The following is a 25,364-nucleotide window of genomic DNA, read 5'->3' as shown; positions in this document are numbered from 1 at the left end:
CCTCACCGGACTATGGGCCTGCATGCAGACTGAAACGGCGTTCGATTCCGCTTTGCTGTTCAGTGAAGAGCACATGAAATCTTGATTTTAAACAGAGTATCTACGGGATAAGGGCTATTGTCCAATCTTGCCGGCGGGGGAAAATCCCGTCCGCGCAGTTCACACCTTGAAGCCGGTACCCTTGTTGATGCCTTTGGTATGGCCTTTTTGATCGTAGGTCATGCTCTGCCGTTCATGCAGCCGGCTCAGGATATTGGCCAGCTGGCGGATACCGGCCAGGGACTGTTCCAGCACCTGCTCGGCCACCAGGTTTTGCTCCTGGCAGCGCTGCAGCAGTGCCCGCAGCTCGGCCACCTGTTCACCGTGGTGGCTGCGCAGCAAGGCGCTGTCGGCGTGGCCGGCCAGCTGGGCATCGGTGGCCTGGATCTCGAGCAGCAGAGATTGCTTGCGCTCGGTCAGGGGCGGCAGCTCCAGCGCCTTGCGCCGGACAATAAGATCGAGCTCCTGGCCGGTGATGTCCAGCAGGAGCTCGAGTTGCGATTTTTGATGGGTCAGCAGCGCATCAAGGGTCATGGATAGAGCGTCTCTATATCCTGTTCGAAGCGGGAAATATTGGCCGCCAGCCGCTCGCTGTCAACCTGGTAACTGCCCTCGTTGATGGCTTTTTTCAGGGCCTCCAGCCGGGCACTGTTGTCCGGCGCGGGGGCGCTGGCCAGGGACTGCTGAACCTGGCTGAGGCGCTGGGCTTCGGGAGTGAGGCTGACCGAATCCTGGCTCGTAACGGGCGAGCTTGCGGATTTGGCCTCGCTACCCTGAGCCGGGCCCTTGTATTTGCCGTTGCCCGCCAGCGCGGGGCTGTTGGCGAGGCCGGGGGGGATTTTATCTATAGCCATGATGCTGACATCCTGAAGTTGCTGCTGCTTAGCCCGGGTATCGGCCTTGCCAGCAATAACTTTAGCAAAAATTACAACCGGACCTGAACCTGCCCCGAGGCCGTGACCCGGGCGGTGATTTCCCGGCCGGAGTTGATATTGCGGATCCGGACGCTGTCATTGAAGGAGCCGTCTTCCTGGGCCAGGCCTTCGGTCTTGATCATCAGGCCGCCCGACTGGGCCAATATGGTCACCTTGTCGCCCTTGCACACCACGCACAACTGGTTGCTGCGGATGGGCTGCCCCGGCCGCAGATCCCGCTTGTTGCGGGTGCCGATCAGTTCGCCGGGGTTGCTGAACACATCGCCCCGCAGCAAGACTTCATCCTGATAGTCCAGGGTCAGGTGCTGGGCCTGCAACAGGGTATTCCTGGCGATGGGATCGGCGGCAATGACCACGGGTTTCAGAATTCTGACCCGCACCGGCACAAACAATTCCCAGCCGGGTTGCTCGTGACATTGCAGATAGACGTGGGTATTGCGACGAATATCGCCGGCGCCGCGGATATCGGCGGTCAGCTTGCCCAGGCACTCGGTCAAGGGCAGCCGGGTATCGACACTGGCGGCGCTGACTTCCAGCCGATCGCCGTCCTGCAAGGGGACGAGATCGCGGACATAGTCTTCCGCATACTGGCGCACGCCGTCGTGAACCGACCATTGGGCCTGAGCCGGCACCAGGGGGAAGGCCAGCAACGCCACTCCGAGCCCGGCCGGGAGCGGGCTCCTGAACATCGCCTTTATCTGTGACCAGGCTTCTAAGAGCGGAAAAATTATCTTAAGCATTACTACCTCATCGCCGATAAAGAACGTAAGCTGGCCACAGGTGGCGCTTACCCCAGGCGGGTGTTAAGCTAACGCAGCATAAATACAAGCATAAAACATGCCATGGTATAAATGGAGAGACTGGAATGGCGGGGATACTCGATTCGGTAAACCAAAGAACGCAACTCGTCGGCCAGAACCGGCTGGAGCTGCTGCTGTTCAAGCTGAACGGACGTCAAAGATTTGGCATCAATGTGTTCAAGGTCAAGGAAGTGCTGCAATGCCCCGCACTGACCGCCTTGCCCCAGCGTCACCCGGTGATCAAGGGGGTGGCCAGTATCCGTGGCCAGACCATCTCCATCATCGACCTCAGCAAGGCGATGGGGGGGCGGCCCACCGAGCAAACCCAGAACTGCTTCGCCATTATCTCCGAATACAACCGATCGGTGCAGGGCTTCCTGGTCAACTCGGTAGAGCGTATCATCAACGTTAACTGGGAATCCATTCTGCCGCCGCCCAAGGGCGCGGGCCGGTTCAACTACATGACGGCGGTGACCGAGATCGACGGCGAACTGGTGGAAATCCTGGACGTGGAAAAAATTCTGGATGAAATCTCGCCGGTCAGCACCAAGGTGAACTCCGCCATCATCGAACAGGTATCCCACCTCGACGCCGGCCATCACAAGCCGATACTGATCGCCGACGATTCCTCCGTGGCCCGCCGCCAGATCCAGAAGGCGCTGGATACCCTGGGGCTGGAATGCATCGTCACCGAAAACGGCAAGCTGGCCCTGAACAAGCTCAGGGAAATGGCGATGAGCGGCCCCATTACCGAACAATTGGCCATGGTGATCTCCGACGTGGAAATGCCGGAGATGGACGGCTATACCCTGACCGCCGAGATCCGCAACGATCCCAAGCTCAAGGATCTGCATGTGATACTGCATACTTCCCTGAGCGGCGTGTTCAACAAGGCCCTGGTGGAAAAAGTGGGGGCCAACAATTTTATCGCCAAGTTCCATCCCGACGAGCTGGCTTCTGCCGTTAAAAGTGCTCTGTGAAGAGGCGTGAATTCTACGGATGAAAACTTTCACCGACGAGCAATACCGTACATTCTGTCAATTTCTTGAGTCCCACACCGGCATAGTGCTGGGCGACAGCAAGCAATATCTGGTGAAGAGCCGGCTTTCTCCGCTGCTGGCCCGTTTCCAGATAGAGTCGCTCGGCGAATTGCTCGGTCGGGCCATGTCGGTGCGGGAGCGGGAGCTGAAAACGGCGGTGGTCGATGCCATGACCACCAACGAAACCCTGTGGTTCCGCGACGTCTACCCCTTTACCCTGCTCAGCGACAGGCTGTTTCCCGACATTGCCAAGCCGGGCAAGAGCCTGAAAATCTGGTCCGCCGCCTGCTCTTCCGGGCAGGAGCCCTATTCCATCGCCATGACGGCGCTGGAGTACCAGGCCCGGCGGCCGGGGTCGTTGCCGGGGCTGCAAATTCTTGCCACCGACATCTCCAGCAACATGCTGGAGCTGTGCAAGCAAGGGATTTACGACAGCCTGTCGCTGGCGCGGGGGCTGTCACCCGAGCGGCGCAGCCAGTTTTTTTCCCCCCTGGCCGACGGCAAGATGCAGTTGCAGCCCAAGGTGCGCAACATGGTCAATTTCCGCTCCTTCAACCTGCTCGACAGCTACGCCGTGCTGGGCAAGTTTGACCTGATTTTCTGCCGTAACGTATTGATTTATTTCTCGCCAGAGAACAAGTCCAAGATCCTGAACCAGTTCGCCGGCGCCCTCAATCCGGGCGGCTACCTGCTGTTGGGCGCCTCCGAGTCGTTGACCGGGCTGTCCGACAAGTTCGAGATGATCCGCTGTAGCCCCGGAATTATTTACCGCCTCAAATAGCGCTGGCACATCTCTTGCATTTTGTTTGGCTTATTAAGCGAACCATGCAGCAGGAGGTGCCCAGTGGCGATATCTTTCGACAAGGCGTTTGGTGTTCACCAGCACGCCCTGGTTGCCCGTTCCGGCCGGGCCGAGCTGTTGGCCGGCAATCTGGCCAATGCCGACACCCCCGGCTATAAAGCCAGGGATATGGACTTTCAGGCGGCGCTCAGCCAGGCCCAGAACAATCAGAATTTTTCGCTGAACCGCACTCACCTGCAACATTTTGCCGTTGAACTGGCTCCCCCGGGCACGGTGCAGTATCGCGTGCCCACCCAACCGGACACCGGGGACGGCAATACCGTGGACGTGCAGGCCGAACGCAACAGCTATATGGAGAATGCCCTGCAATACCAGGCCTCCCTGGAATTTCTCAACGGCAAGATCAACGGATTGCTCAAGGCGATAAAAGGAGACTCAATGTGAGCCTGTTTAAGGTATTTGATATATCCGGAAGCGCGATGAGCGCCCAGTCGGTCCGCCTGAACACCACCGCCAGTAACCTGGCCAACGCCGACAGCGTCAGCTCCAGCATCAATGAAACCTATCGTGCCCGTAAGCCGGTGTTTGCCGCCGATCTGGACCGGGCCCTGTCGGACCGTCAGGAAAGCGTCGGCGTCAAGGTTTTGGGCATAGTGGAAACCAACAAACCGCTGCAGAAAGAGTTCAGGCCCGATCATCCCATGGCGGATCAGGACGGCTTTATCTACAAGCCGAATGTCAACGTGGTCGAAGAAATGACCGATATGCTGAGCGCCTCGCGCAACTACCAGACCAATGTGCAGGTGGCGGATGCCGCCAAGCAGATGCTGCAGCAGACCCTGCGCCTGGGCAAGGGGTAATCCGTCATGCAGGTCAATAACGACTATCTGGATGGGCTGAAATGGCCGGGTGACAAGAGCCCGGCGGAAAAGGCGGCCGACAACAGCCGGGCCAAGCTGGAGCAGGAGGACTTTTTCGCCCTCTTGACCCAGCAGCTGGCCTATCAGGACCCCTTCAAGCCGGCCGACAACTCCCAGATGATTTCGCAGATGACGTCCTTCTCCACCGCCGACGGCATCAACAACATGAGCGTGCAACTGGCGGGGTTGACCGAGGTGATGACCTCCAACCAGGCGTTGCAGGCCTCCAGCCTGGTGGGGCAGAAGGTGCTGGTACCCAGTGATCTGGCCTATTGGGACAACACCGAACCCGTTGATGGCATCGCCGTCGTCGGGGAGGGGGCCCAAAACGTGCGCATCCGTATCGAAGACGAAAAAGGCCAGCTCATCCGGGATATCAGCCTGGAAGGGGCTCAAAAGGGCAACGTGCCCTTTAGCTGGGACGGGCTGGACAACCATGGCCAGCCGGCCGCGACCGGTCGTTATCGGATAAAGGTGAGCGGGCTCGTCGGCAGTCAACGCGAAGAGCTCAATGCCCTGGCGTTTGCCAAGGTGGACAGCGTGACCCTGGGCAGCGCAACCAGCCCGACCCTGGTCAACCTGTCGGGACTGGGTGGCTTGCCACTGAATCAGGTTTTGGAAATTGCCAGCCGTAAAGCTGCGTAAGGAGAAATGAAATGTCTTTTAATATTGCCCTGAGCGGCGTTAATGCTGCGCAAAAAGACCTGGATGTAACCGCCAACAATATCGCCAACGTCAATACCATCGGCTTCAAGGAATCCCGCGCCGAATTTGCCGACGTCTATGCCAACTCGATCTTTGCCAACGGCAAGACCCAGACCGGCAGCGGGGTCAAAACCGCCGCCGTGGCGCAGCAGTTCCACCAGGGCGCGCTGCAGTTCACCAATAACTCGCTGGACATGGCCATCAACGGCAGCGGTTTCTTTGTGATGTCCAACGAGCAGGGCTCCCTCGATCGCAGTTTTAGCCGGGCCGGCGCCTTTCGCCTGAACGACCAGGGCTATGTGGTCAATTCCCAGGGCCATTTCCTGCAGTCTTTCGCGGCCAACACCGACGGCACCCCTACCGGTCTGTCCCTGGCGGCCACCCAGCCGCTGCGTATTCCGGCCAAGGTGGGCAACCCGACGGCGACCAGCAATGTCGACTTAAGCGTCAACCTGCCCGCAGGCTCGGCGGTGATCACGGCGGCCTTCGATCCCCAAGACTCCAACACCTACAGCTCGTCCACCTCGACGGTGATCTACGACTCCCTGGGGGAAGCCCATACCCTGACCCAGTATTTCGTGAAGAAGAGCGTGGCCGATACCAATGCGGGTACCGACAACGAATGGGAAATGCATGCCTATGTGGATGGCAATAATGTTTTCGACGCGCCACTGGCGCTGGTTTTTGACGACAATGGCGCCCTGACCTCGAATGCAGAAAAGCAGACCGAGGCCTTCGCGTTCCTGAACAACGGCTCCAACCCCGGGCAGCAGGTCAATATACGGCTGGGCGAAGTGACCCTGTTCGCCTCTTCGTTTGAAGTCTCGTCCATGGAGCAAAACGGCTCTACCGTGGGCCGCCTGACCAAGGTGGATGTGGGCACCGACGGCCTGGTGCGGGCCACCTTCAGCAACGGCACCACCCAAAACCTGGGGATAGTCGCCCTGGCCCGCTTTTCGAACGAGCAGGGCCTGACCCAGATTGGCGATACCCAGTGGCGGGAGTCCATGCTGTCGGGTGAAGCGCTGGCCGGCCAGCCGAATACCGGGGTATTCGGCTCGGTGTCGGCCGCCTCCCTGGAGCAGTCCAACACCAACCTGACCAACGAGCTGGTGGACCTGATCACCGCCCAGCGCAACTTCCAGGCCAACTCCCGGGCGCTGGAAGTGAACAGCACCCTGCAACAGACCATACTGCAAATACGGTAACAGCGCGAAGCCGGACGCTGGAAGAAAACCCCGGGGCCGCAAGGCGTCGGGGTTTTCCTTCTTAACCCATTGACAAACCTTGGTATTATCCTGTGGTCACTCCCGCTCTCTTTCCCGTCACACCTGCGGCCTTTCCCGTCACTCCCGCGCCCTTTCCCGTCACTCCCGTGCCCTTTCCCGTCACTCCTGTGCCCTTTCCCGTCACTCCCGAGCCCTTTCCCGTCACTCCCGCGTAGGCGGGAGTCCAGGTGTTGGGCGCCGATGTGGCGTTGGCGTTCTGGATCCCCGCCTTCGCGGGAATGACAGTATAGGGGGCGGGGATGACAGCATAGGGAGCGGGGATGACGGCATAGGGGGCAGGGATGACAGCATAGGGGGTGGAGATGACGGCTATCGAACAGCGGCGTTGAAGGGAGGGTTTCTGGCGAAAGTAGGGCTGTGGAGTGTTGGTTTTCCCTCGTCGCACTCCATCCTTCCAGCTTCCAGCTTCCAGCTTCCAGCTTCCAGCTGGCATTTTTTTTGCATCTATATCGCCATTACCCGCTCAAGCAACGAACGGAGCTGAAATGGATCATCTGCTTTATATCGCCATGTCGGGCGCCAAGGAAAACATGCACAGCGTGGCCCTGCGCGCCAACAACCTGGCCAATGCCAATACCACCGGCTTTCGGGCGGATCTGGAGCAGGCCCGATCCATGCAGGCCTTTGGCGAGGGCTTGCCGACCCGGGTGTTTGCCATGGCGGAAAGGCCGGGGCAAGATTTTGCCGCCGGCCCCATTCAGACCACGGGTCGGGAACTTGACGTGGCCATTGCCGGCGACGGATGGTTGGCGGTTGAATCGAAGGACGGCTCCGAGGCCTATACCCGCAACGGCAGCCTGCGGCTGTCGCCGGAAGGCCTGCTGCAGACCAACACCGGGCTTAATGTGCTCGACGACGACGGCGCGCCCATCTTCCTGCCGTTGCCGCTGGAAAAGCTCGAGATCAACAAGGACGGCACCCTCTTTGCCCGGCTGCAAGGCGAGCCGGCCAACGGTGGTGAAGAGCTGCAGCGGATTAAAACCGTGTTGCCGGACCATGCGGATATCGAAAAGGGGCCGGATGGCCTGTTCCGCCGCAAGGACGGCGCGGCGGAGCCGGCCTCCGCCCAGGTAGAGCTGATCGCCGGCGCCCTGGAAGGCAGCAACGTCAACCCCATTGCCGAGATGACCCATTTAATCGACTTACAGCGGCGCTTCGAGACCCAGCTCAAGATGATGAATCACGCCGAAGAGAACGATAAAGCCCATGCCCAGCTGCTGCGCATCGGTTAAAGGAGAGCAAAATGAACCCCGCACTGTGGATTAGCAAAACCGGCCTCGACGCCCAGCAGACCAATATTTCCGTTACCTCCAACAACCTGGCCAACGCCAGCACCGTGGGGTTCAAGAAAGGGCGGGCCATCTTCGAGGATTTGCTGTACCAGAATATCCACCAGCCCGGCGGCCGCGCCACCGCCGACACCGACCTGCCTTCCGGCCTGATGCTCGGCGCCGGCTCCAAGGTGGTGGCCACCCAGAAGACCTTTACCCAGGGCAGCGTGCAAACCACCGACAATGCGCTGGATATCATGCTCGACGGGCGCGGCTTCTTCGAGGTGCAGCTGCCCGACGGCAACGTCGGCTACACCCGCAATGGCCAGTTTGCCCTGAACGACGAAGGGGTGATAGTGACCCCCGGCAACGGCTATCCGCTGCAGCCGGAAATGCAGATCCCGGAAAACGCCCAAAGCATCAGCGTGGCCACCAACGGCGAGGTGTCGGTACAAATTGCCGGCCAGGCCGAAGCCCAGGTGATCGGCCAGATCATAGTGACCGACTTCGTCAACCCGGCCGGCCTGCAGCCCAAGGGGGAAAACCTCTATCTGGAAACCCAGTCCAGCGGCGCGCCGCTGCAGGGCATTGCCGGTGCCGACGGCTTGGGTACCCTCAAGCAGGGCATGCTGGAAACCTCCAACGTCAACGTGACCGAAGAGCTGGTCAACCTGATCCAGGCCCAGCGGGTGTACGAGATGAATTCCAAGGTGATCTCCACCGTAGACCAGATGCTGGCCTACGTGAACCAGCAGCTGTAAATGAGGAATTGGTGATGCGTTTAGCTCTGGCCGCCCTGGCAAGCCTGTTGTTGGCGGGATGTGTGTCCACCCCTTATACCCCCAGGCCCGATGATCCGGCCTATGCACCGGTGATCCCCAGCGCCCAGCAGGCCGTGCTGGAGCCGAACGGAGCTATTTTTCAGGACTACTACGCCAACAACCTCTATTCCGACATCAAGGCCCACCGGGTTGGCGATATCATCACCATCGATCTGGCCGAGTCGACCCGGGCCCAGAAGCGGGCCACCACCCAGCAGGCCAAGGACTCCAGCGTCAGTATCAATCCGCTCAGCCTGGGCGGGCGCCCGGTAAGCATCGGCGGTTATCCGATAGAGGCGGAAATGTCGAGCGGCAACGACTTCGGTGGCCAGGCCAACACCAACCAGAGCAACAGCCTGCAGGGCAGCATTACCGTGAGCGTGGCGCAGGTGCTGGCCAACGGCAACTTGGCGGTGCAGGGGGAAAAGTGGCTGATGCTGAATACCGGTGAGGAATACGTGCGCATCACCGGCATTATCCGGCCCCAGGATATCGGCTCCGACAACCGGGTGGAATCGACCCGGGTGGCCGACGCCCGCATTTATTACGGCGGCACCGGCGACTTTGCCAATACCCAGACCCGTGGCTGGCTGGCCCAGTTCTTTAACAGCCCCTGGTTTCCGTTTTAACAGCGGCTGGAAGCTGAAAGCTTGAAGCTTGAAGCTTGAAGCTTGAAGCTTGAAGAAAAATACCGTGCTTGCGGGTCGGGGCTGTAGGGTCGAATTTATTCGACCACCGGACCGAATGGATACGCCCAACAGTACTTATGCCCTTTGAGGGAGTGAATTGATGAAACCATTTACCGCTTTGTTGATGAGTCTGCTGCTGTTGCCGGCCGTGCTGCTGCCGGCCCAGGCGGCGCGTATCAAGGACATCAGCTCGGTGGCGGGGGTGCGGGCCAACCAGTTGGTGGGCTACGGCCTGGTAGTGGGCCTGCCCGGCACAGGGGAGCGCAACAACGCCTTCGCCGCCCAGACCTTTCGCACCATGCTCAACAACTTCGGCATTACGGTGCCCGACAACCTGCGGCCCAAGATGAACGACGTGGCGGCGGTGGCGGTGCACGCCGAGCTGCCGCCCTTCGCCAAGCCGGGCCAGACCATCGACATTACCGTGTCCGCCATCGGCGAGGCCAAGAGCCTGCGCGGCGGCACCCTGCTGCAGACCTTCCTCAAGGGGGTGGACGGCCGGGTGTACGCCCTGGCCCAGGGCAGCCTGGTGGTGGGTGGCCTGGGCGTGGAGGGCGCCGACGGCTCCTCCATCATGATCAATACCCCGACCGTAGGGCGTATTCCCGGTGGCGCCATGGTGGAGCGGGAGGTGCCCAGCTCCTTTGCCCGGGGCGACACCATCACCTTTAACCTGCACCGGCCCGATTTTACCACAGCCAAGCGCATGGCCGAGACCATCAACGATCTGGTGGGCCCCAACAGCGCCCAGGCCCTGGACGCCACCTCGGTGCAGGTGTACGCCCCCCGGGATCCGGGCCAGCGGGTGAGCTATTTGTCGACCCTGGAAAACCTGACCGTGGACGTGGCCGACGAGGCCGCCAAGATCATCATCAACTCCCGCACCGGCACCGTGGTGATCGGCCAGCAGGTGCAACTGAAGCCGGCGGCCATTACCCACGGGGGGCTGATCATCACCATTTCCGAGAATATGCAGGTGTCCCAGCCCAATCCGCTGGCCGGCGGCGAGACGGTGGTGGTGCCCAACTCCAGCATCAATGTGGAGCAGCAGGACGGCCGCATGTTCAAGCTGGATACCGGCACCACCCTGGACGACCTGGTGCGGGCGGTGAACCAGGTGGGCGTGGCCCCCGGCGATCTGGTGGCCATACTTGAGGCCCTGCGCCAGGCCGGCGCCATCCAGGGCGAGCTGGTGATTATCTAGCTGTAAGCCCGTACGTAGGGTCCAATTTATTGGACCAAAAAGGAGTCGGTCGATTGAAATCGACCCTACGGCAAGGCATGCCCGCGCAATATATCGTCATGCCCGCGCAGGCGGGCATCCAGGGCGGACGGCGCCGGGCCCGGCGAGGGGCGTCGGTGAAAACCATGGACTCCCGCCTTCGCGGGAGTGACGGGTTAACCGCGGGAGTGACGGAATCACAGTGGGACTGCCCGCGACTGGCCCGTAGGGTCCAATTTATTGGACCAAAAAGGAGTCGGTCGATTGAAATCGACCCTACGAAGGGACTGCCCGTGGCTGGCCGTAGGGTCCAATTTATTGGACCAAAAAGCCCCTGGTCTCACCAAACCAAACGAACGGATTGAAAGGTATGAAACCCATCGACACCTTCAACAACAGCCTGCTGGCCAACGATCTCCAAGGCCTCGACCAACTGCGCCGGCAGTCGTTCGAGGACGACAGGGGAAATGCCCTGGACCAGGCCGCGCGCCAGTTCGAGAGCCTCTTTACCCAGCAGCTGTTCAAGTCGATGCGCGAGGCGAACAAGGCCTTTGAAGCCGACAGCCCCATGAACAGCCGTTACACCGAGTTCTACCGGGACATGCACGACCAGCAGATGTCCGCCGAACTGAGCCGGCAGGGCAGCCTGGGCCTGGCGGATCTGGTGGTGAAACAGCTGGGTGGCGGCGATGAAGCCAGCGGTGCGCCCCAGGCCCGCCATTTCGACCTGAGCGAGGTGCGCCGGGTCTCCGGCAAGGTGGTGCGCCCGCCCAAGGCGGAGCCTGGTGATGCTGCCGACGAGCCGGCCAGGCCGCCGCTGCGGGCCGATGCCGCTCCCGCGGTGCAGCCGGCCGAGGTTACCCACAGCGCCAGCCAGCCATTCCGCTCACCGGAAGACTTTGTTCGCCGGCTGCTGCCCGCCGCCACCGAGGCCGGCAAACGGCTGGGGCTGCCGCCCGAGGCGATGCTGGCCCAGGCGGCGCTGGAAACCGGCTGGGGCAAGAAGATCATCGGCCGAAAAAATGGCGACTCCAGCCATAATCTTTTCGGCATCAAGGCCGATAAGAGTTGGCGAGCGGAAAAAACCTGGGTCAACACCCTGGAGTATGAGCAAGGGGTAGCGGTGAAGGTGCAGGCGCCATTCCGGTCTTACGGCTCTTTCAACGACAGCTTTAACGACTATGTGCAGTTTCTGCACGACAACCCCCGTTACGGCAAGGCATTGCAGCAAACCGGCTCGCCCCGGCAGTATTTCCAGGCGCTGCAACAGGCCGGTTATGCCACCGATCCCAAATACGCCGATAAATTGACGTCGATTTTCAATACCGTGACCCGACTGGTATCACAAGCATAAGGATGCATCATGCCCGTTGACATCTTTCAAACCGGAGTAAGCGGCCTGCTGGCGGCCCAGGCGCAGCTGGCCACCACCGGTCATAACATCGCCAACGTGAATACCGAGGGCTTCAGCCGCCAGCGGGCGGAGCAGATGACCACCATGAGCCTGTTTTCCGGCGGCCAGTTTTACGGCACCGGCACCCGGGTGACCGACGTGACCCGGATGTACCAGGAATATGCTTTTCGGGATGTGTTGGCCAACGGGACTGAAAAGGCCGGGGCCGAGGCGCTTTACAATCACCTGAGCTACCTCGACAAGACCATGACCAACGCCAATGCGGGCATCGCCTCCAGCCTGGACGACCTGTACGGTGCCATCAACGCCATGGTGGACAACCCCGGCAACCTGGGCAACAGGGAACTGATGCTGGCCAATGCCACCGATCTGGTCAGCCACTTCAACGAGTTTTACAGCGCCCTGGATCAGGAAATGAACATCAAGAACCGGGACATCGGCTCCCGGGCAGGGCATATCAGCTCCCTGGCGGCGGGCATTGCCGAGCTGAACCAGCAGATCCTCAATGCCGGCCAGAACGGCACGCCCAACGATCTGATGGATCAGCGGGACAGGCTCATCCAGGCGCTGGGCAAGGAAGTGCAGATAAGCACGGTAACAGACAGCAAGGGCATGATCTCGGTGATGCTGGGCGGGCGCGAGCCGCTGGTGGCGGGCAACCAGGCCTTCAGCCTGCAGGCCAGGGCCGGCTCGCCGGACCCGCAACAGACCGAGCTGTATCTGGTTAACCCCAAACAGCCCGATTTTGCCACCCGCATCAAGGGGGGGGAGCTTGGCGGGGAAATGGGCGCCCTGTTCAGCTACCGGGACAAGGTATTGGGCCCGACCCTGAGCGAGATGGGCAAGGTGGCCCTGGCTATTGCCGACGCCTTCAACGACATACAGCGCCAGGGGGTGGATTTGAATGGCAACCCCGGCCTGGATCTGTTCAACGATATCAACGACCCCGCCGCCCAGGCCCGCCGCTTTTACACCACCAATACCGAGGTGAAGGGGGCGGTGGAAATCACCGATACCGGCGCCCTTACCGGCGGGGAATATCAGCTGAAATACCAGGCCAACGGCGACTACCTCTTTACCGACGTGGCGAACGGCAAGCAGTATACCGTGGCCGCCGCCGACGTGGTGGCGGGCGCCGGCACCAGCGTGAAAATTACCCCGCCGGGCCTGGGCTTTACCCTCACCCTGAGCGAGCCGCCCAACACCGGTGACGAAATGCAAGTCAGGCCCAGCCGGCAGGGGGCCAGCGATTTCAGGGTAAACCTGAACACCGGCGATCAGCTTGCCGCCTCCGGCAGCCTGATGGTGGTGCCCAACGGCGACAACACCGGCACCGCCAAACCCGGCGTTAGCATCACCGACGGTGCCCCCGTGGTAGCGGCCGGCGATTATCCGTTGCGCCTGAGGGTGGGGGATGACGGCGCCGGTGGCCTGGCATACCAGCTGGTCGACAGCAATGACGTGGAGTACCCGGTTACGCCCGACGCCGATGGCAATATCGTTTTCGGAGACATCATCATCAGCCTGAACGGCGAGCCCAAACTGTTCGACCAGTTCCAGATCCGCCAGGCGGCGGGCTCGGGCAACAACGCCAATGCCCTGGCCTTTGCCGGGCTGCAGAACAAGAAGTGGCTCAACAACGGCAAGTCCACGGTAACCGACAGCCTCAACCAGAGCACGGTAGCCATCGGCAGCATGACCTATAACCAGAAGGTGAAGGCGCTGGCGGCGGGCTCGGCCTATGAGCAGTCTTACGATCGCATGCTGTCCGTTTCGGGAGTGAACCTGGACGAAGAGGCCGCCAACCTGCTGCGTTTTCAGCAGTCCTATATGGCGGCCGCCCGGGTGGTGTCGGTGGCCTCCGAAACCATGAACACCTTACTGCAAATACGCTAAGGAGCCGTGATGCGGGTATCCAGCTTTCAATTTATCCAGCGCAACCTGAACAATATCAGTGGCCGCACCTTCGAGGCCAACCAACAACTGGCGCAGATGTCGTCCGGCAAGCGGGTGCATTACGCCAGCGACGATCCGGTGTCGGCCAACGGCATCCTCAACTACAAGCAGGAGCTGCGCACGCTCGACCAGTACCAGAACAATATCAAGCTGGCCGAAAACCGGCTGCGCCGGGAAGAAAGCGGCCTGACCACAGCAGAAAATATTGCCATGCAGGTAAAAGAGATCATGCTGGGGGCCAACAGCGGCACCATTACCCAGCATGAGCGGGATGCCTATAAAGCCGAGCTGCAGAGCCGTATCGATGAAATGCTGGATTTGGCCAACACCCAGGATGAGTTCGGCCAGTATATTTTTGGCGGCTTCCAGACCGATAGTTCCCCCTTTACCCGCCAGCCCGACGGCTCCGTGGTGTATTCCGGCGACAGCGGCCAGCGGGAGATGGCCATAGGCCATAGGGTTAAAGTCGGTTTGAACCATGACGGTGAATTGGTATTTGGCGGCGTGCCCAACCCCCGCGGCGACTTTACCGTGCGCTACAACCTGGCCAGCAGCGAAAGTGGCAACTCCCTGCGGGTGGAGCGGGCGCATATCCAGGACAAGGCCGCCTTTACCGATGCCCACCCCTATAACCTGAGCTTTGCCGAAAACGCCGACGGCGATCTGGAGCTGACCATCACCGACAAGGACGGCGGCGAGACCGGCCCTCTCTTGTACCAGCCCGGCAGCCCGGTGACGGTGGACGGTGTGGAAATCACCATCAAGGGCCAGGCTGCCGCCGGCGACGAGATTACCCTGTCGTCCGCGGTGCGCGACGGCTCTGGCCAGGATGAGCTCGGCGTATTCGATATTTTAAACCGCGCCAAAGCCTGGCTGGAAACCGATGGCCATAATGCCAGTGGCCAAGGTGAGCTGGGGGATATTCTAAGTGAACTGGACGCCATGGCCGGTCATTTTACCCGGGTGCGGGCCGACACCGGCAACCGCATGCAGCGGCTGGACAACCAGATGGAGTTCCACGCAGAGATGACGCTGACCCTGGAAAAACTGCGTGGCGGCATGGAGGATCTGGACTACGCCAAGGCCACCGGCGAATTCAGCCAGACCATGGTGGCGCTGCAGGCCACCCAGAGCATGTTCGGCAAGGTGCAGAGCATGAGCTTGTTCAACTATATCTGACCTGAGGACGTGTAGGGTAGAATTTATTCGACCAACCTCCAACGCCGCAGCCCGGATTGGTCCACTAATGATCTTTAACATATTAATCGGGTATCCATAGACCGACGTAGCGCAGGAGCTCCACCGAGTCGCTGGCGAACTGCTCAAGGAAGCGGCCCCAAGGATGGGGATGGGTTAACTCCTGGCGCAGTTTGCGCCACAGCTTTTCGATGGGGTTGAGCCAGGAGGCGTAGGTGGGCAGTGGCACGATCTGGATTGGCAAGGCGAGACCGCCCCAGCCCGTGCTCTTTCATCTCGACGCCCTGTTCGCCCACGATTTTTTGCTAAAGCTCTTGGCGCCCCCGCCGATACTCATCTGTAACCGGGTTGGCGCCGTGGCGGCCGAAAAAATTGATAAAAATCGCTTAAAGTTGCCGCCAACCCCGCCGATAACCTTGGTAAGAACAAAGAATACAAAGCACCACCGGCATGGCGCCGGAACGACCTCAACGGAGAATTCACTATGTCGATTACCGTCAACACCAACGTCACTGCCATGGGTGCCCAGCGCAACCTGAACAAGTCTTCCATGGCCCTTGCCACCTCCATGGAGCGGCTGTCCACCGGCAGCCGCATCAACTCCGCCAAGGACGACGCCGCCGGCCTGCAGATCTCCAACCGGCTGAACTCCCAGGTGCGTGGCCTGGGCGTGGCCATCAAGAATGCCAACGACGGCATCTCCCTGGCGAAAACCGCCGAAGGCGCGCTGGATGAGTCCACCAATATCCTGCAACGGATGCGGGATCTGGCGGTTCAGGCCGGTAACGATACCAACAGCACCGCAGACAGAACGGCGATCAAAACGGAGATTGATGAGCTGGTAAAAGAGCTGGGTAGTATTACGGACAGAACCAAGTTTGGTGGTGGCACGCTTCTTAAAGGAAGCTTTAACGGTAAAATGTTTCAGATAGGTGCAAACTCCGGTGATGGCGTTACGCTAAGCATCGCAGATCTTCGAGCCACTGCTTTAGGTGTTTTCACGGGGTTATCTGTTGCGTCGTATGACGCCGTAAAAACAGCCATTTCAAGGATTGATGCAGCGATTGCAAAAGTTGATACAGAACGCGCTACCTTGGGTTCCTTCCAGAACCGCATGGACAGCACCATCAACAACTTGGCCAACATTCGTGAAAACACCGCAGCGGGTATGAGCCGTATCAAGGATGTGGACTTCGCCCAGGAAACCGTTAACCTGACCAAGCAGCAGATACTGCAGCAGGCCGGTACCTCCATTCTGGCCCAGGCCAAGCAAATTCCCCAGGCGGCCCTGTCCCTGTTGGGCTAAATAAGAGGGGTAACACCCTTAATTGGTTGACCGGGGCCAGCCCCGGTCTGTTCGCTGTTTAGCTTAAGGTTGCTTGCATATAGCCGCTGGATCATTAAGCTAAACAGCGTTTTTATTTGTTCATCTGTATGGCTACTGCTTGAGGATACCGGCATGAATACTCCTCCCTTATCGCCCAAGGCTCCCGTCTCAGTATCCGAGCTGATGACCAGGCCGTCATCTGTGGTAGCCCGGCCGACGGGTAGCGAAGCCACGCAAACCGCCCAGGCGGTGCAGGCCATGGACAAGACAGCCGCCACACAGCCGACACCGGGCATCGCCCAGGATGCAACGGCCTTTTCCATCGAGCAGTTGGAAGAGATGGCCGGGCAGATGGAGTCCTTTATTGGCACCTTTAACCGCGGGCTCCAGTTCCGTGTGGATGAAAACTCGGGCCGCCAGGTGGTGACCGTGCTGGACAGCGACACCGGCGACGTGGTGCGTCAGATCCCGACCGAGGAATTGCTCGATGTGATTACCCGGCTAACGGAAGCCAGCCGGGGTTTGCTCGATACCAAGGCATAGGAGGCAGCATAGTGTCTGGTTTAAAATTACCCGGCGTGGGTTCGGGCTTTCCGGTTCAGACCTTTGTGGACGCCACCGTGGCCGGCGAGCGCGCCGCCAAGGATCAACAGCTGGCACGTCGTGCCGATGCCATCGACGTGCAGCTTTCATCCTATGGCTCCATTAAAAGCGCCCTGGCGGAGTTTAATAGTGCGCTTAAGAAGCTGAGTGAAGCGAATGCGTTTCAAAAACGCTCCGTTACCCTGAGTGAGCCGGATTTCATCACCGCACAAACGGGTAAAAATGCCGTGGCGGGCAGCTACAGCATACAGGTGATGCAACTGGCCCAGGCCCATAAGCTGGGCTCGGCTGCGGTGGCGCCAGACAAAGCCCTGGGCTCGGGCAGTTTAACCCTGCAGGTAGGCAGTGAGTCCTTTTCCGTCAATATCGACCAAGATAAAAGCTCGCTGGCCGATGTGGCGACCGCCATCAATAACGCGGAAGACAATAAAGGCGTACGGGCTACCGTAATCACCGATGATAATGGCTCGCGCCTGGTGTATTTCGCCGATAAAACCGGCACCGATAACCAGATATCCGTGACTGCCAGCAGTAATAATGATGGTGAAGACGGCAACAGCCTCTCCAGCCTGGGGGAAACCTACCAGATCCAGGCTGCTCAAAACGGCAGAGTCTCCATCGATGGCGCCATCGTCACCAGCCAGTCCAATGAAATCAAAAACGCCATTGCCGATGTCACGCTGAATTTAACAGCGCTAAACGATCCCGGTGGCAGCAAACCGACCACCACCCTGACTATAGGTCATGATAAGGACGCGGTGGAAACCAACCTGAAGGACTTTGTTAAATCTTACAACAAGGTCATCGGTATTATTAATCAGCTTAGCCGATACGATGCGGAGAACGAAAAGGCGGGCCCCTTGAATGGCGACAGCACGACTCGTTCCCTGAGCTCAAAAATCCGCAGCTTGCTCAGTGAGCCGGTGGAGGGAGCGCTCGAACCGCTGAACAGCCTGACCGCACTGGGCATTAAAACCAAGCAGGACGGTACCATAGAGCTGAATGACACCTTATTGAAAAAACAGGTTAGCGATAACTTTGAAAAGGTCGGGGCCCTTTTCGCTTCGGAAAACGGCGTTGGCAACAAACTCAGCAGCCTGATTGAAAGCTTTATTGGCAAGGACGGCATTCTGACCCAAAAAGATGAATCGCTGAATAAACAGATGAGACGGGTGGAGCAGGACGCCGACCGGTTTGAAGAATATATGGCTAGTTTTGAGTTGCGGGTGTACAAACAGTTTTCCGCCATGGATATGATGGTGGCCCAGATGAACCAGCAACTGAACTCGATGATGGCGGCCTTTGCCAGCATGCCCTCCATGGGGGGTAACCAGTGAGCGCGGCCCAGGCATTGGCGGAGCTGGACGAGAGGTTGTTTACCGAGCTGGCGAAAGTCGATGGGGTGGATGAAGGGTATCTGGAGCAACAGTTGGCGCTTAGGGCCGAGTTGCTACAGCAAGTGATTAACGATGGCCGGTTGGGCAGTGCCGAGTCAACCGCGCTGATTGCCCGCTCGCGGCAGCTCAAAGACGCGGCGGAGCAGCTACGGCAGCAACTGGCTGACCAGCTGAAAATACTACATAAGGGTCGGCGTTCCGTGCAGGCCTATAAAGACGTAAAAGATAGTTAGGAGTAATGTATGCGTGGCTCATTGAAAGCCTATAAATCCGTGGCCCTGGATAGTCAGAAAACCATCGCCACCCCTTACCAGGTAGTAAAAATGCTGTTGGCAGGCGCCCTGGAACGTCTGGCCAAGGCACGAGTCGCCATAGAGCAGGAAAACTTTACCGAGCGTGGTGAGCTGCTGAGTACCACCCTGATGATACTGGCCGAACTGCGTCTGGCACTCGATCATGAGGCGGGTGGGGAAATCGCCGATAATCTGGAAGGATTGTATGAGTTTATGATGAACGAACTTGTAAAGGCCAATAGCGAAAACGATATTGAACGACTCGAGGTAGTCAGCGGTCTGCTCCGCGAGATAAAAGACAGCTGGGATGCCATTCCAGTAGAATTTCAGTCTTAACGGTTTAGAGCAATTAAAGCAGGAAGTGTAATAATGCAGCAGAACAACGATTCAGACACCATGAAAGTTCAACAGCTATTGGATAAAGGGCTGCATTGTTACCATAATAGAAAGCTTGATAAGGCCCTGTACTACTTCGAACAATTATTACATGTAGACAGTGAGAATACTGAGCTGTTGCACTCTATTGTCAAGCTGTTACAGGAAATGGAAGACTTCGATAAGGCAAGCTTATACGGTGAGCAACTTATTGCTTTGTCACCGGATAATGAAGATTTTTTATTAGCGCAAGCGGAAAACTTTTTCCATATAAATTGTTATAGTGAAGCGTTAAAGCTTTATCTCAGGTTACATGAACTGCATCCATCAAGTATGCACTTGTTGGAGCGATTGGTCACTATTTATAAGCAAGAGTATGATTTCTCTGATAGTGATGTTGGCACCTCAGTCAAAGATAATGAAGAGAGTCAGATTTTTACAATTGACATAACACTTTCTCTTTCTTTTTTCTTGATTAATAAAAATCAGTTGAATGAAGCCAAAATACTGCTGGAAAGTGTATTGCTTATTGAATCAGATAATATAGAAGCGTATGGTCTCTACGGTGTCCTTTTAGAAAAAAAAGAAAAATACGAGAAAGCAATTTTTTACCTTGATAAGGCAGTTAGTAGTTCTTCTTTTAAATATTTAACCCCCTTAACTAAGTGTCTCGAAGCAAGTTTCAGTACATCTGCTGTTGTATATTACCTCGAGAAACTAGTTAAAAAGTTCCCTGATGACGACTTGAATAAAAAATTGTTAGGTCTGTATTATTATAGAAATGGAAACTATGTTTCTGCTGATCAGACGTTATCATCATTTTCTGATGATAATGAAGATTTAGTTTTATTTAAGTATAGAGTGCTATCACGCTATCTTGCTATAGATGAAGGTAAAAAATTCATTGAAAAAAATGATCTAATCTCTGTGTCCAATGAGCTTTTCAAATTACGTAAAGCGTTACCCCATGACAGAGAAGTAATATCTAACTTGATGAAGTTTTATCTTAACATGGGGGAGGTTGAAAAAGCATATGATATTTGTCTTGAGCTCGACAAGATAATACCAAACAACAAGACTAACGTTTGGAATAAGCACATGTATTTTCTCGCAAAAAGAGATAGGGGCAGCTTTTTTCAATCCTATATCTCTGGACGATATCTTAGGTACAATGCTTCTTGGGAAACTGTAAAAGATAAAGTATGGAACGGTGAAGATATTAAAGGTAAGCGGGTTGTTATATTGCGAGAGCAAGGTATTGGTGATGAAATTCTCTTTGCTAGCAACTATGAATGGATTGTCGAAAAAGCATCTCATGTTGATATATATTGCTCCCCTAGGCTGATTAATTTGTTCTCAAGCCTTTTTCCATCAGCTCATTTTCATCCAGTTCTTAAAGGTGAGTTTTTTGATATAAAAAATCCTGATGTGCAGGCGCTTATATCCTCAGCTGAAAAAGTGATTCTTTCTGGTGATTTGCCGTATTTTTCTTATAAAGAAATGGGTAGACTATTATATAAAGAAAATTATTTTAAAGTGGCCGGTGAAGTTAATTCTTATTGGAAAGAAAAATTAAGTGAGCTGGTGGATGCAGGAAAGATAAAAGTAGGTTTGATTTGGCGAAGTAGTTTTGTAAGTGGTGCAAGAAGTACTTCTTACTTAACTAATAATGAAGTTGCATATATCATATCCTCTGTTCCTGAAGTTGAGTTCATCAACTGTATGTATGTTGAGTGTGAAAATGATCTGGGAGAGATTGAACAACGCTCTGGCAGAGTAATACACAGGCTGAATGAACTCGATCAAAAAAACGATTTTGAAAACACAGCTGCTATGCTGAGTAACCTGGATTTGTTATTTGGTGCTTATACCGCAACACTTTCACTCTCAACCGCGGTAGGTACTCCTGCGGTAGCCTATGCTGCCGACTATCTGAAGAAAGATAAAAAACTAAAAAAAGAAGCTTTCTATTACTCACCCAAAGTATCTCACATTAGTCTACCTCTAAATAATAGTGAAAAACGTAAAGAAGCAATAAATCTTATTATTGATGAAATAAGAAAAGTTTTGAATCTGGATTCTGATTTAATCAGCAACGTATGAAGAAGCATTATGCAACTCGAACCTCTATCCGATACTGACTGGACTCAGCTTAGAAAACTCACCCACTGTGATAGTCGCTATGTACCGTTGCATAGTGAATACTATGAATGTTATTTTGAACATAAGCATAAAGATTTATCGCGAGCTATCATTCATGGAAAGAGAGCTGTCGCCTGGTTGTTGTGCTCAGAAAGTAATAATGAGCTAGGATTTTATGGTGATGCCGCCAGAGTTTACATTGCACCAGGATTAAGTGTTGTAGAGCAGAGAGGTGTTTTTTCTATCTTTGGTAGATATATAAAAAGTCTGTTTAAGCCAGGAATGGTTTTTTATTACCGTCAAGATGCAGGCTTGTTAGATCCAATATCATTGATATTACTGGATGATACTGCTGACGTTTCTAGTCACTATGAACAATTAATTCCGTTAGCTGTTGGTGATGAAGCCATATGGAATGCTATTCGGGAAAAATATAGAAAATATATCCGTTGGGGAGAAGATAATCTTCAGACCATACTTATTGATAAAGATAATTTTTTACATGAACATATCGAGAAATTCCGTTTTTTTCATTTAAAAATAGCAGGAAGAACTACTCGCCCTCTGGATAGTTGGGCTATCCAGGCGGAAATGATTAAGAGTGGAGATGCTTTTATCGTTTTTTCTTACTGGAATGATGAATTGGTCGCTGCATCATTATTTCTCTGTGGGGCTAGCACTGCCTATTATGCAGTGGGGGTGTATGAGAGAGCTCTTTTCGACAAGCCCTTATCCCACTATAATCTTTATTATGGAATGGTACATGTCAAAAAATTAGGTTGTCACTATATGAATCTGGGAGATATGCCTTTGGCTATTAATGGTGCAAGTGAGAAGGAACTAGGGATCGGAAGGTTTAAGCGAGGATTTGGCGATTTTTATTTCCCTTATTTTAAGTACAAACTAACAATTTCGTCTTGATTTTTAAAGGGAAACTTGAGCAAATGGTCTCCCTTTAAAGTGATATAAGTTAGTCAGGTTTAACAATTAACAAGTCTTCTCTAGTTCTTCCGAATGGCAGATTTTCGGGTTGAGCTAGTATATGAGCATTGTAACCTTTTTTTCTTATGTTCAGCATGAGAGAGCATAACAGTTCATCGTTAAAACTTATGCTGCATTTATAATCTAATTCGACTGACTCTGTTTCAGGAAATAAAGCTCTTCGCTCTTCCCATTCTTTGTTAAAAATCTTTCCTGTTCTCGACGCCAGAAATCTATTCTTCTTGTCTTCATTGGGGATGTCACCTATTAGCATCAATCCACCTGCCGATAACAGCTGGAGGGCTTTATCAATGAACGCATCGAGACTTTTATTATCGGGTAATGCATGAATGACACTATAAATAAGTATTTTGTTGAAGTGGCCTAATTTTTCATTTTCTATTTCCAAGAAATTCCCTGGTACAAGTTTTATATTATCTTTTTTTATCTCGGTTTGATACCGTGATATCAGTAGAGGGTGATCTATTCCAATGGATTTTTCTACCATATAGGAAAGAGGTGTAAGCAACTTTCCCAGGTTACATCCTATTTCAAGAAGTTGATCGTTGCTTGAAATAGATAGTTTTCGCATAATGTCTGAAATAATATTCCGCTCATCAACTTCTTGGCATCGATAGCGTCCTGCTACTGATGTTGAATGAGTGATTGCTTCGGCCATTGCGCCGTATAACTCAAATCCTGATTTTTTCATAATTTCACCTAAATTTGAATAGTTCATTTTTTGTATTAATCAGTACTTCATTCATAAAGAATGCATTATTATTCCCTCGACCAGTAAGTGTAAGGTTTTCATATTTCATCATTAGTTTTTCACTGGCCATCTGGGTATGAGATACAACAGATGGGGTAAGTATAGGAAATCCAGATTTAAGTTTTCGTATCCCTTTATAACAGTGTTTATATTTTTCAGAGACTAACCCAATGAGCATTAATTCATTGTGGATGTTGTCCATTGTTGGAGTTGCTTGATCGGGGGCAACAAGAACTTCAACGGTACATCCATAGCCGCTTCTGTAGCCATTAGCCAGATTTTGATAGAGAGTAATTCGTCCCGAACTAAGTTCAGGAGCATGGCAATTTATATAGTGGCAGTCTGAGTTAAGTGGTTTATCATAGACTATGTCATATAACAGTGTGTGGCGTGATTGAGGGGGGAGAGTATTTAGTTTTATATTGCATAGGTTTGCTAGTAGAGGTGAAGGTGAAGACCAAACTAGCTTGTCTATTCTTATCTCTTGACCATTCTGAAGTATAAGGCCGCGAATTTTTTTAGATTCTTCAATTATTGATTGTATCCTGCTGGATGTAAGTATTTTTACTTTTTGTTGTTGAAGTGATGTAATTAGTTCTTTTATCCAGCTTTCTATCCCCCCTTTCTTAGGGTAATATTTCATTACCCCAGGTGTGCTGCCATGAAAACCAATGAGATTGTTGATGCTGGATTCTACTTTCAAAGTTTGACTGCTTTCTGGAGTGAATAGCAATATGCGATTTAGATCAAATAATTGGGCCACCTTGTCAGAAAGATTCTCTGGAGTAGTACCATAAAATTTTTCGTACACCGGGTTTGCTATTTTTTGTATAAAATTTTGTCCATAATGTTGGTAATAATATTCAGCAGCATTGCTTGGTTTTGAAGAACATGTCTGGCCTAATCTGCAAAGCATCTCGTAGGCAATTGTTGCGCAGTTTTCACGTTGCAGCGTAGTTAAATTTAGGTATGGACTGACCTCGCTTAACCGACCATTAAAATAACTACCCGCTAGTGTTTCATTAAAGCAGACCATGGATGCTACCTTTTTATCTTCAAAAAGGAAGCGGTCTATTACGTCATCACCTGTTTCAGAAACAAAATGTGTACCTTGATCAAACCAGTAATCATTAACGTTTATGCTGCGTAATAATCCACCACAGCCATCATCTGCTTCTATAAGTATTACTTCATCGCCTTGTTGTCTGGAAAGGTGGGCTGCTAATATTCCTGATAACCCTGCGCCCACAATGGCAGTTAATCCCATTTTCACCCTCATTTATCAACATTATGAATAGCTAAGTATTTAATTAATATATTTTACAATCGCGGCACTATTTAATCATTGATTTTTTTATGGCGGTGTTTTTGCTAATTTTTTGCGTAACTTTCTTCCCTATTATTTTATCTAACCAATGTGGTGGCAAACCAAAGCCTGGTCTGACACTACGCACCGCATCTTTAGTTATTACATCTCCTGATTTAAGATCTTTGACAAAATAAAGGGATCTTCTGAATTGGACATTACCTTGCTCACTAGGCTTACGTGCATAGTCCACCTTGCCTAGTGCCGCCCAAGCTGTCTTGCAATCACGGCAGAGTGCCGCCAGTTCTTTTGGCTCTAGTGAGAAACTGTCATCAGGGCCACCGCCGTTACGGTCGAGAGTAAAATGCTTTTCTATAATGGAGGCTCCGAGTGCCACACCGGCAATGGCGGTGGTATTGTCCAAGGTATGATCGGACAAGCCGGTAACCAGACCAAAGCGCTGGATTATATCTGGGATAGTACGTAAGTTGTAATCTTCTGCAGGGGCAGGATAGCCGCTGACACAATGCAGAATGGCCAGCTCCTTACAACCACCCTCCCGTGCCGCTGCAATCGCTTCCTGGATTTCTTCCGCATTCGCCATGCCGGTAGAGATAATCATCGGCTTACCTGTACTGGCGACGTATTTGATCAGCGGCAGGTCGACGGCTTCGAAGGAGGCGATCTTGTAGGCCGGGGCGTTGAGGTCCTCAAGCAGGTCAACGGCAGTATTATCAAAGGGGGAGCTGAAAATCGTGATGCCCAGCTTGCGGGCATGCTCGAACAGCGGTTTGTGCCACTCCCAGGGCATATGGGCTTCCTGGTAAAGCTGGTAGAGTGTTTTACCGTCCCACAGGCCGCCATGGATCTGGAATTCCTCGGCGTCGCAGTTCAGGGTGATGGTATCGGCGGTATAGGTCTGCAGCTTGATGGCGTCGGCGCCCGCCTTTTTCGCCTCCTCAATGATTTTCAGAGCGGTTTCCAGTCGACCGTTATGGTTGGCGGAGAGTTCGGCGATGACATAGGGTGGTGCATCGCTAGCGATGCGCCGGCCGGCGATGCTGATGT

The 25,364-nt window shown here is 54.4% G+C and carries 27 protein-coding genes; 20 read left to right on the top strand and 7 right to left on the bottom strand.

Translation table 11 applies throughout. The features are described from left to right. Positions 1-159 precede the first annotated feature (159 nt). The 3 genes from flgN to flgA all read right to left on the bottom strand — a co-directional run bounded on the left by flgN (position 160) and on the right by flgA (position 1,663). Entirely contained in the window at positions 160-573 is a 414-nt protein-coding gene (flgN, locus tag JKV55_RS13985) for a flagellar protein FlgN (RefSeq protein ID WP_202086820.1), read from the bottom strand. Beyond that, a complete protein-coding gene (flgM, locus tag JKV55_RS13980; protein WP_202086818.1) occupies positions 570-893 on the bottom strand; it encodes a flagellar biosynthesis anti-sigma factor FlgM in 324 nt (107 codons plus the stop codon). The genes flgN and flgM overlap by 4 nt, the downstream gene beginning before the upstream one ends. A gap of 71 nt (positions 894-964) precedes the next feature. After that, entirely contained in the window at positions 965-1,663 is a 699-nt protein-coding gene (gene flgA / locus JKV55_RS13975; protein ID WP_202086811.1) for a flagellar basal body P-ring formation chaperone FlgA, read from the bottom strand. Between the two features lie 176 nt (positions 1,664-1,839). Between flgA and JKV55_RS13970 the strand changes: the two genes are divergently transcribed. From JKV55_RS13970 to flgL, 13 genes are all read left to right on the top strand, one after another. Next, positions 1,840-2,754 (top strand): chemotaxis protein CheV, encoded by a 915-nt coding sequence (locus JKV55_RS13970; RefSeq protein WP_202086809.1) that lies wholly within the window; start codon positions 1,840-1,842, stop codon positions 2,752-2,754. Positions 2,755-2,773: 19 nt separating this feature from the next. Beyond that, a complete protein-coding gene (locus JKV55_RS13965; RefSeq protein ID WP_202086807.1) occupies positions 2,774-3,595 on the top strand; it encodes a CheR family methyltransferase in 822 nt (273 codons plus the stop codon). 63 nt (positions 3,596-3,658) lie between these two features. Further along, positions 3,659-4,060, top strand: a complete 402-nt coding sequence (flgB, locus tag JKV55_RS13960) for a flagellar basal body rod protein FlgB (RefSeq protein WP_202086805.1) — start codon at positions 3,659-3,661, stop codon at positions 4,058-4,060. Then, a complete protein-coding gene (gene flgC, locus JKV55_RS13955; RefSeq protein WP_202086803.1) occupies positions 4,057-4,476 on the top strand; it encodes a flagellar basal body rod protein FlgC in 420 nt (139 codons plus the stop codon). Before flgB ends, flgC begins: the two co-directional genes overlap by 4 nt. 6 nt (positions 4,477-4,482) lie before the next feature. After that, positions 4,483-5,181 (top strand): flagellar hook assembly protein FlgD, encoded by a 699-nt coding sequence (locus tag JKV55_RS13950; protein ID WP_202086801.1) that lies wholly within the window; start codon positions 4,483-4,485, stop codon positions 5,179-5,181. Between the two features lie 11 nt (positions 5,182-5,192). Next, positions 5,193-6,449, top strand: coding sequence for a flagellar hook protein FlgE (gene flgE, locus JKV55_RS13945; RefSeq protein WP_202086799.1), 1,257 nt, complete (start codon positions 5,193-5,195; stop codon positions 6,447-6,449). Positions 6,450-7,015: 566 nt separating this feature from the next. Continuing rightward, positions 7,016-7,762: a flagellar basal-body rod protein FlgF gene (gene flgF / locus JKV55_RS13940; protein ID WP_202086797.1), complete on the top strand. Its 747-nt coding sequence runs from the start codon at positions 7,016-7,018 to the stop codon at positions 7,760-7,762. Positions 7,763-7,773: 11 nt separating this feature from the next. Beyond that, entirely contained in the window at positions 7,774-8,562 is a 789-nt protein-coding gene (gene flgG / locus JKV55_RS13935) for a flagellar basal-body rod protein FlgG (RefSeq protein ID WP_202086795.1), read from the top strand. A gap of 14 nt (positions 8,563-8,576) precedes the next feature. Continuing rightward, entirely contained in the window at positions 8,577-9,251 is a 675-nt protein-coding gene (gene flgH / locus JKV55_RS13930; protein ID WP_202086793.1) for a flagellar basal body L-ring protein FlgH, read from the top strand. 160 nt (positions 9,252-9,411) lie between these two features. After that, positions 9,412-10,515: a flagellar basal body P-ring protein FlgI gene (locus JKV55_RS13925; protein WP_202086791.1), complete on the top strand. Its 1,104-nt coding sequence runs from the start codon at positions 9,412-9,414 to the stop codon at positions 10,513-10,515. A 388-nt stretch (positions 10,516-10,903) separates the two neighbouring features. Further along, positions 10,904-11,887: a flagellar assembly peptidoglycan hydrolase FlgJ gene (gene flgJ, locus JKV55_RS13920; RefSeq protein WP_202086790.1), complete on the top strand. Its 984-nt coding sequence runs from the start codon at positions 10,904-10,906 to the stop codon at positions 11,885-11,887. 9 nt (positions 11,888-11,896) lie between these two features. Continuing rightward, entirely contained in the window at positions 11,897-13,843 is a 1,947-nt protein-coding gene (gene flgK, locus JKV55_RS13915; protein WP_202086783.1) for a flagellar hook-associated protein FlgK, read from the top strand. A 9-nt stretch (positions 13,844-13,852) separates the two neighbouring features. Then, positions 13,853-15,082, top strand: a complete 1,230-nt coding sequence (gene flgL, locus JKV55_RS13910) for a flagellar hook-associated protein FlgL (protein WP_202086775.1) — start codon at positions 13,853-13,855, stop codon at positions 15,080-15,082. A gap of 82 nt (positions 15,083-15,164) precedes the next feature. On the opposite strand, the gene JKV55_RS13905 is transcribed toward flgL, so the two are convergent. Then, positions 15,165-15,344, bottom strand: a complete 180-nt coding sequence (locus JKV55_RS13905; protein WP_202086773.1) for a transposase — start codon at positions 15,342-15,344, stop codon at positions 15,165-15,167. Positions 15,345-15,584: 240 nt separating this feature from the next. Between JKV55_RS13905 and JKV55_RS13900 the strand changes: the two genes are divergently transcribed. The 7 genes from JKV55_RS13900 (at position 15,585) to JKV55_RS13870 (ending at position 22,158) form a co-directional block, all read left to right on the top strand. Further along, positions 15,585-16,406 carry a flagellin N-terminal helical domain-containing protein gene (locus JKV55_RS13900; RefSeq protein ID WP_202086771.1) on the top strand — a complete coding sequence of 274 codons (822 nt, stop codon included), beginning with the start codon at positions 15,585-15,587 and terminating at the stop codon, positions 16,404-16,406. 153 nt (positions 16,407-16,559) lie between these two features. Continuing rightward, positions 16,560-16,970 (top strand): flagellar protein FlaG, encoded by a 411-nt coding sequence (locus JKV55_RS13895; RefSeq protein WP_202086769.1) that lies wholly within the window; start codon positions 16,560-16,562, stop codon positions 16,968-16,970. 11 nt (positions 16,971-16,981) lie between these two features. Then, the gene (gene fliD / locus JKV55_RS13890; protein WP_202086762.1) at positions 16,982-18,367 is read left to right on the top strand and encodes a flagellar filament capping protein FliD; all 1,386 of its coding nucleotides are present in this window, start codon (positions 16,982-16,984) and stop codon (positions 18,365-18,367) included. Beyond that, positions 18,364-18,660, top strand: a complete 297-nt coding sequence (locus JKV55_RS13885) for a hypothetical protein (RefSeq protein ID WP_202086754.1) — start codon at positions 18,364-18,366, stop codon at positions 18,658-18,660. Before fliD ends, JKV55_RS13885 begins: the two co-directional genes overlap by 4 nt. A 9-nt stretch (positions 18,661-18,669) precedes the next feature. Continuing rightward, positions 18,670-19,056, top strand: coding sequence for a flagellar export chaperone FliS (gene fliS / locus JKV55_RS13880; RefSeq protein ID WP_202086752.1), 387 nt, complete (start codon positions 18,670-18,672; stop codon positions 19,054-19,056). A 33-nt stretch (positions 19,057-19,089) separates the two neighbouring features. After that, complete coding sequence (locus JKV55_RS13875) at positions 19,090-21,198, top strand: tetratricopeptide repeat protein (RefSeq protein WP_202086750.1); 2,109 nt, start codon at positions 19,090-19,092, stop codon at positions 21,196-21,198. A 9-nt stretch (positions 21,199-21,207) separates the two neighbouring features. Next, a complete protein-coding gene (locus tag JKV55_RS13870; RefSeq protein ID WP_202086749.1) occupies positions 21,208-22,158 on the top strand; it encodes a GNAT family N-acetyltransferase in 951 nt (316 codons plus the stop codon). A 49-nt stretch (positions 22,159-22,207) separates the two neighbouring features. Here the strand turns inward: JKV55_RS13870 and JKV55_RS13865 are convergent, their stop codons facing one another. The 3 genes from JKV55_RS13865 to pseI form a co-directional block, all read right to left on the bottom strand. Then, complete coding sequence (locus JKV55_RS13865) at positions 22,208-22,930, bottom strand: class I SAM-dependent methyltransferase (RefSeq protein WP_202086747.1); 723 nt, start codon at positions 22,928-22,930, stop codon at positions 22,208-22,210. Between the two features lie 4 nt (positions 22,931-22,934). Continuing rightward, positions 22,935-24,257 carry an NAD(P)-binding protein gene (locus JKV55_RS13860; RefSeq protein ID WP_202086746.1) on the bottom strand — a complete coding sequence of 441 codons (1,323 nt, stop codon included), beginning with the start codon at positions 24,255-24,257 and terminating at the stop codon, positions 22,935-22,937. A 67-nt stretch (positions 24,258-24,324) separates the two neighbouring features. Beyond that, positions 24,325-25,362: a pseudaminic acid synthase gene (pseI, locus tag JKV55_RS13855; protein WP_439654913.1), complete on the bottom strand. Its 1,038-nt coding sequence runs from the start codon at positions 25,360-25,362 to the stop codon at positions 24,325-24,327. Positions 25,363-25,364 lie beyond the last annotated feature (2 nt).

This window comes from Zobellella iuensis (assembly GCF_016746085.1).
Classification (GTDB): Bacteria; Pseudomonadota; Gammaproteobacteria; order Enterobacterales; family Aeromonadaceae; genus Oceanimonas; species Oceanimonas iuensis.
Note: the sequence above shows the minus strand (reverse complement) of the source record. Positions and strands in the feature narration are given on the sequence as shown.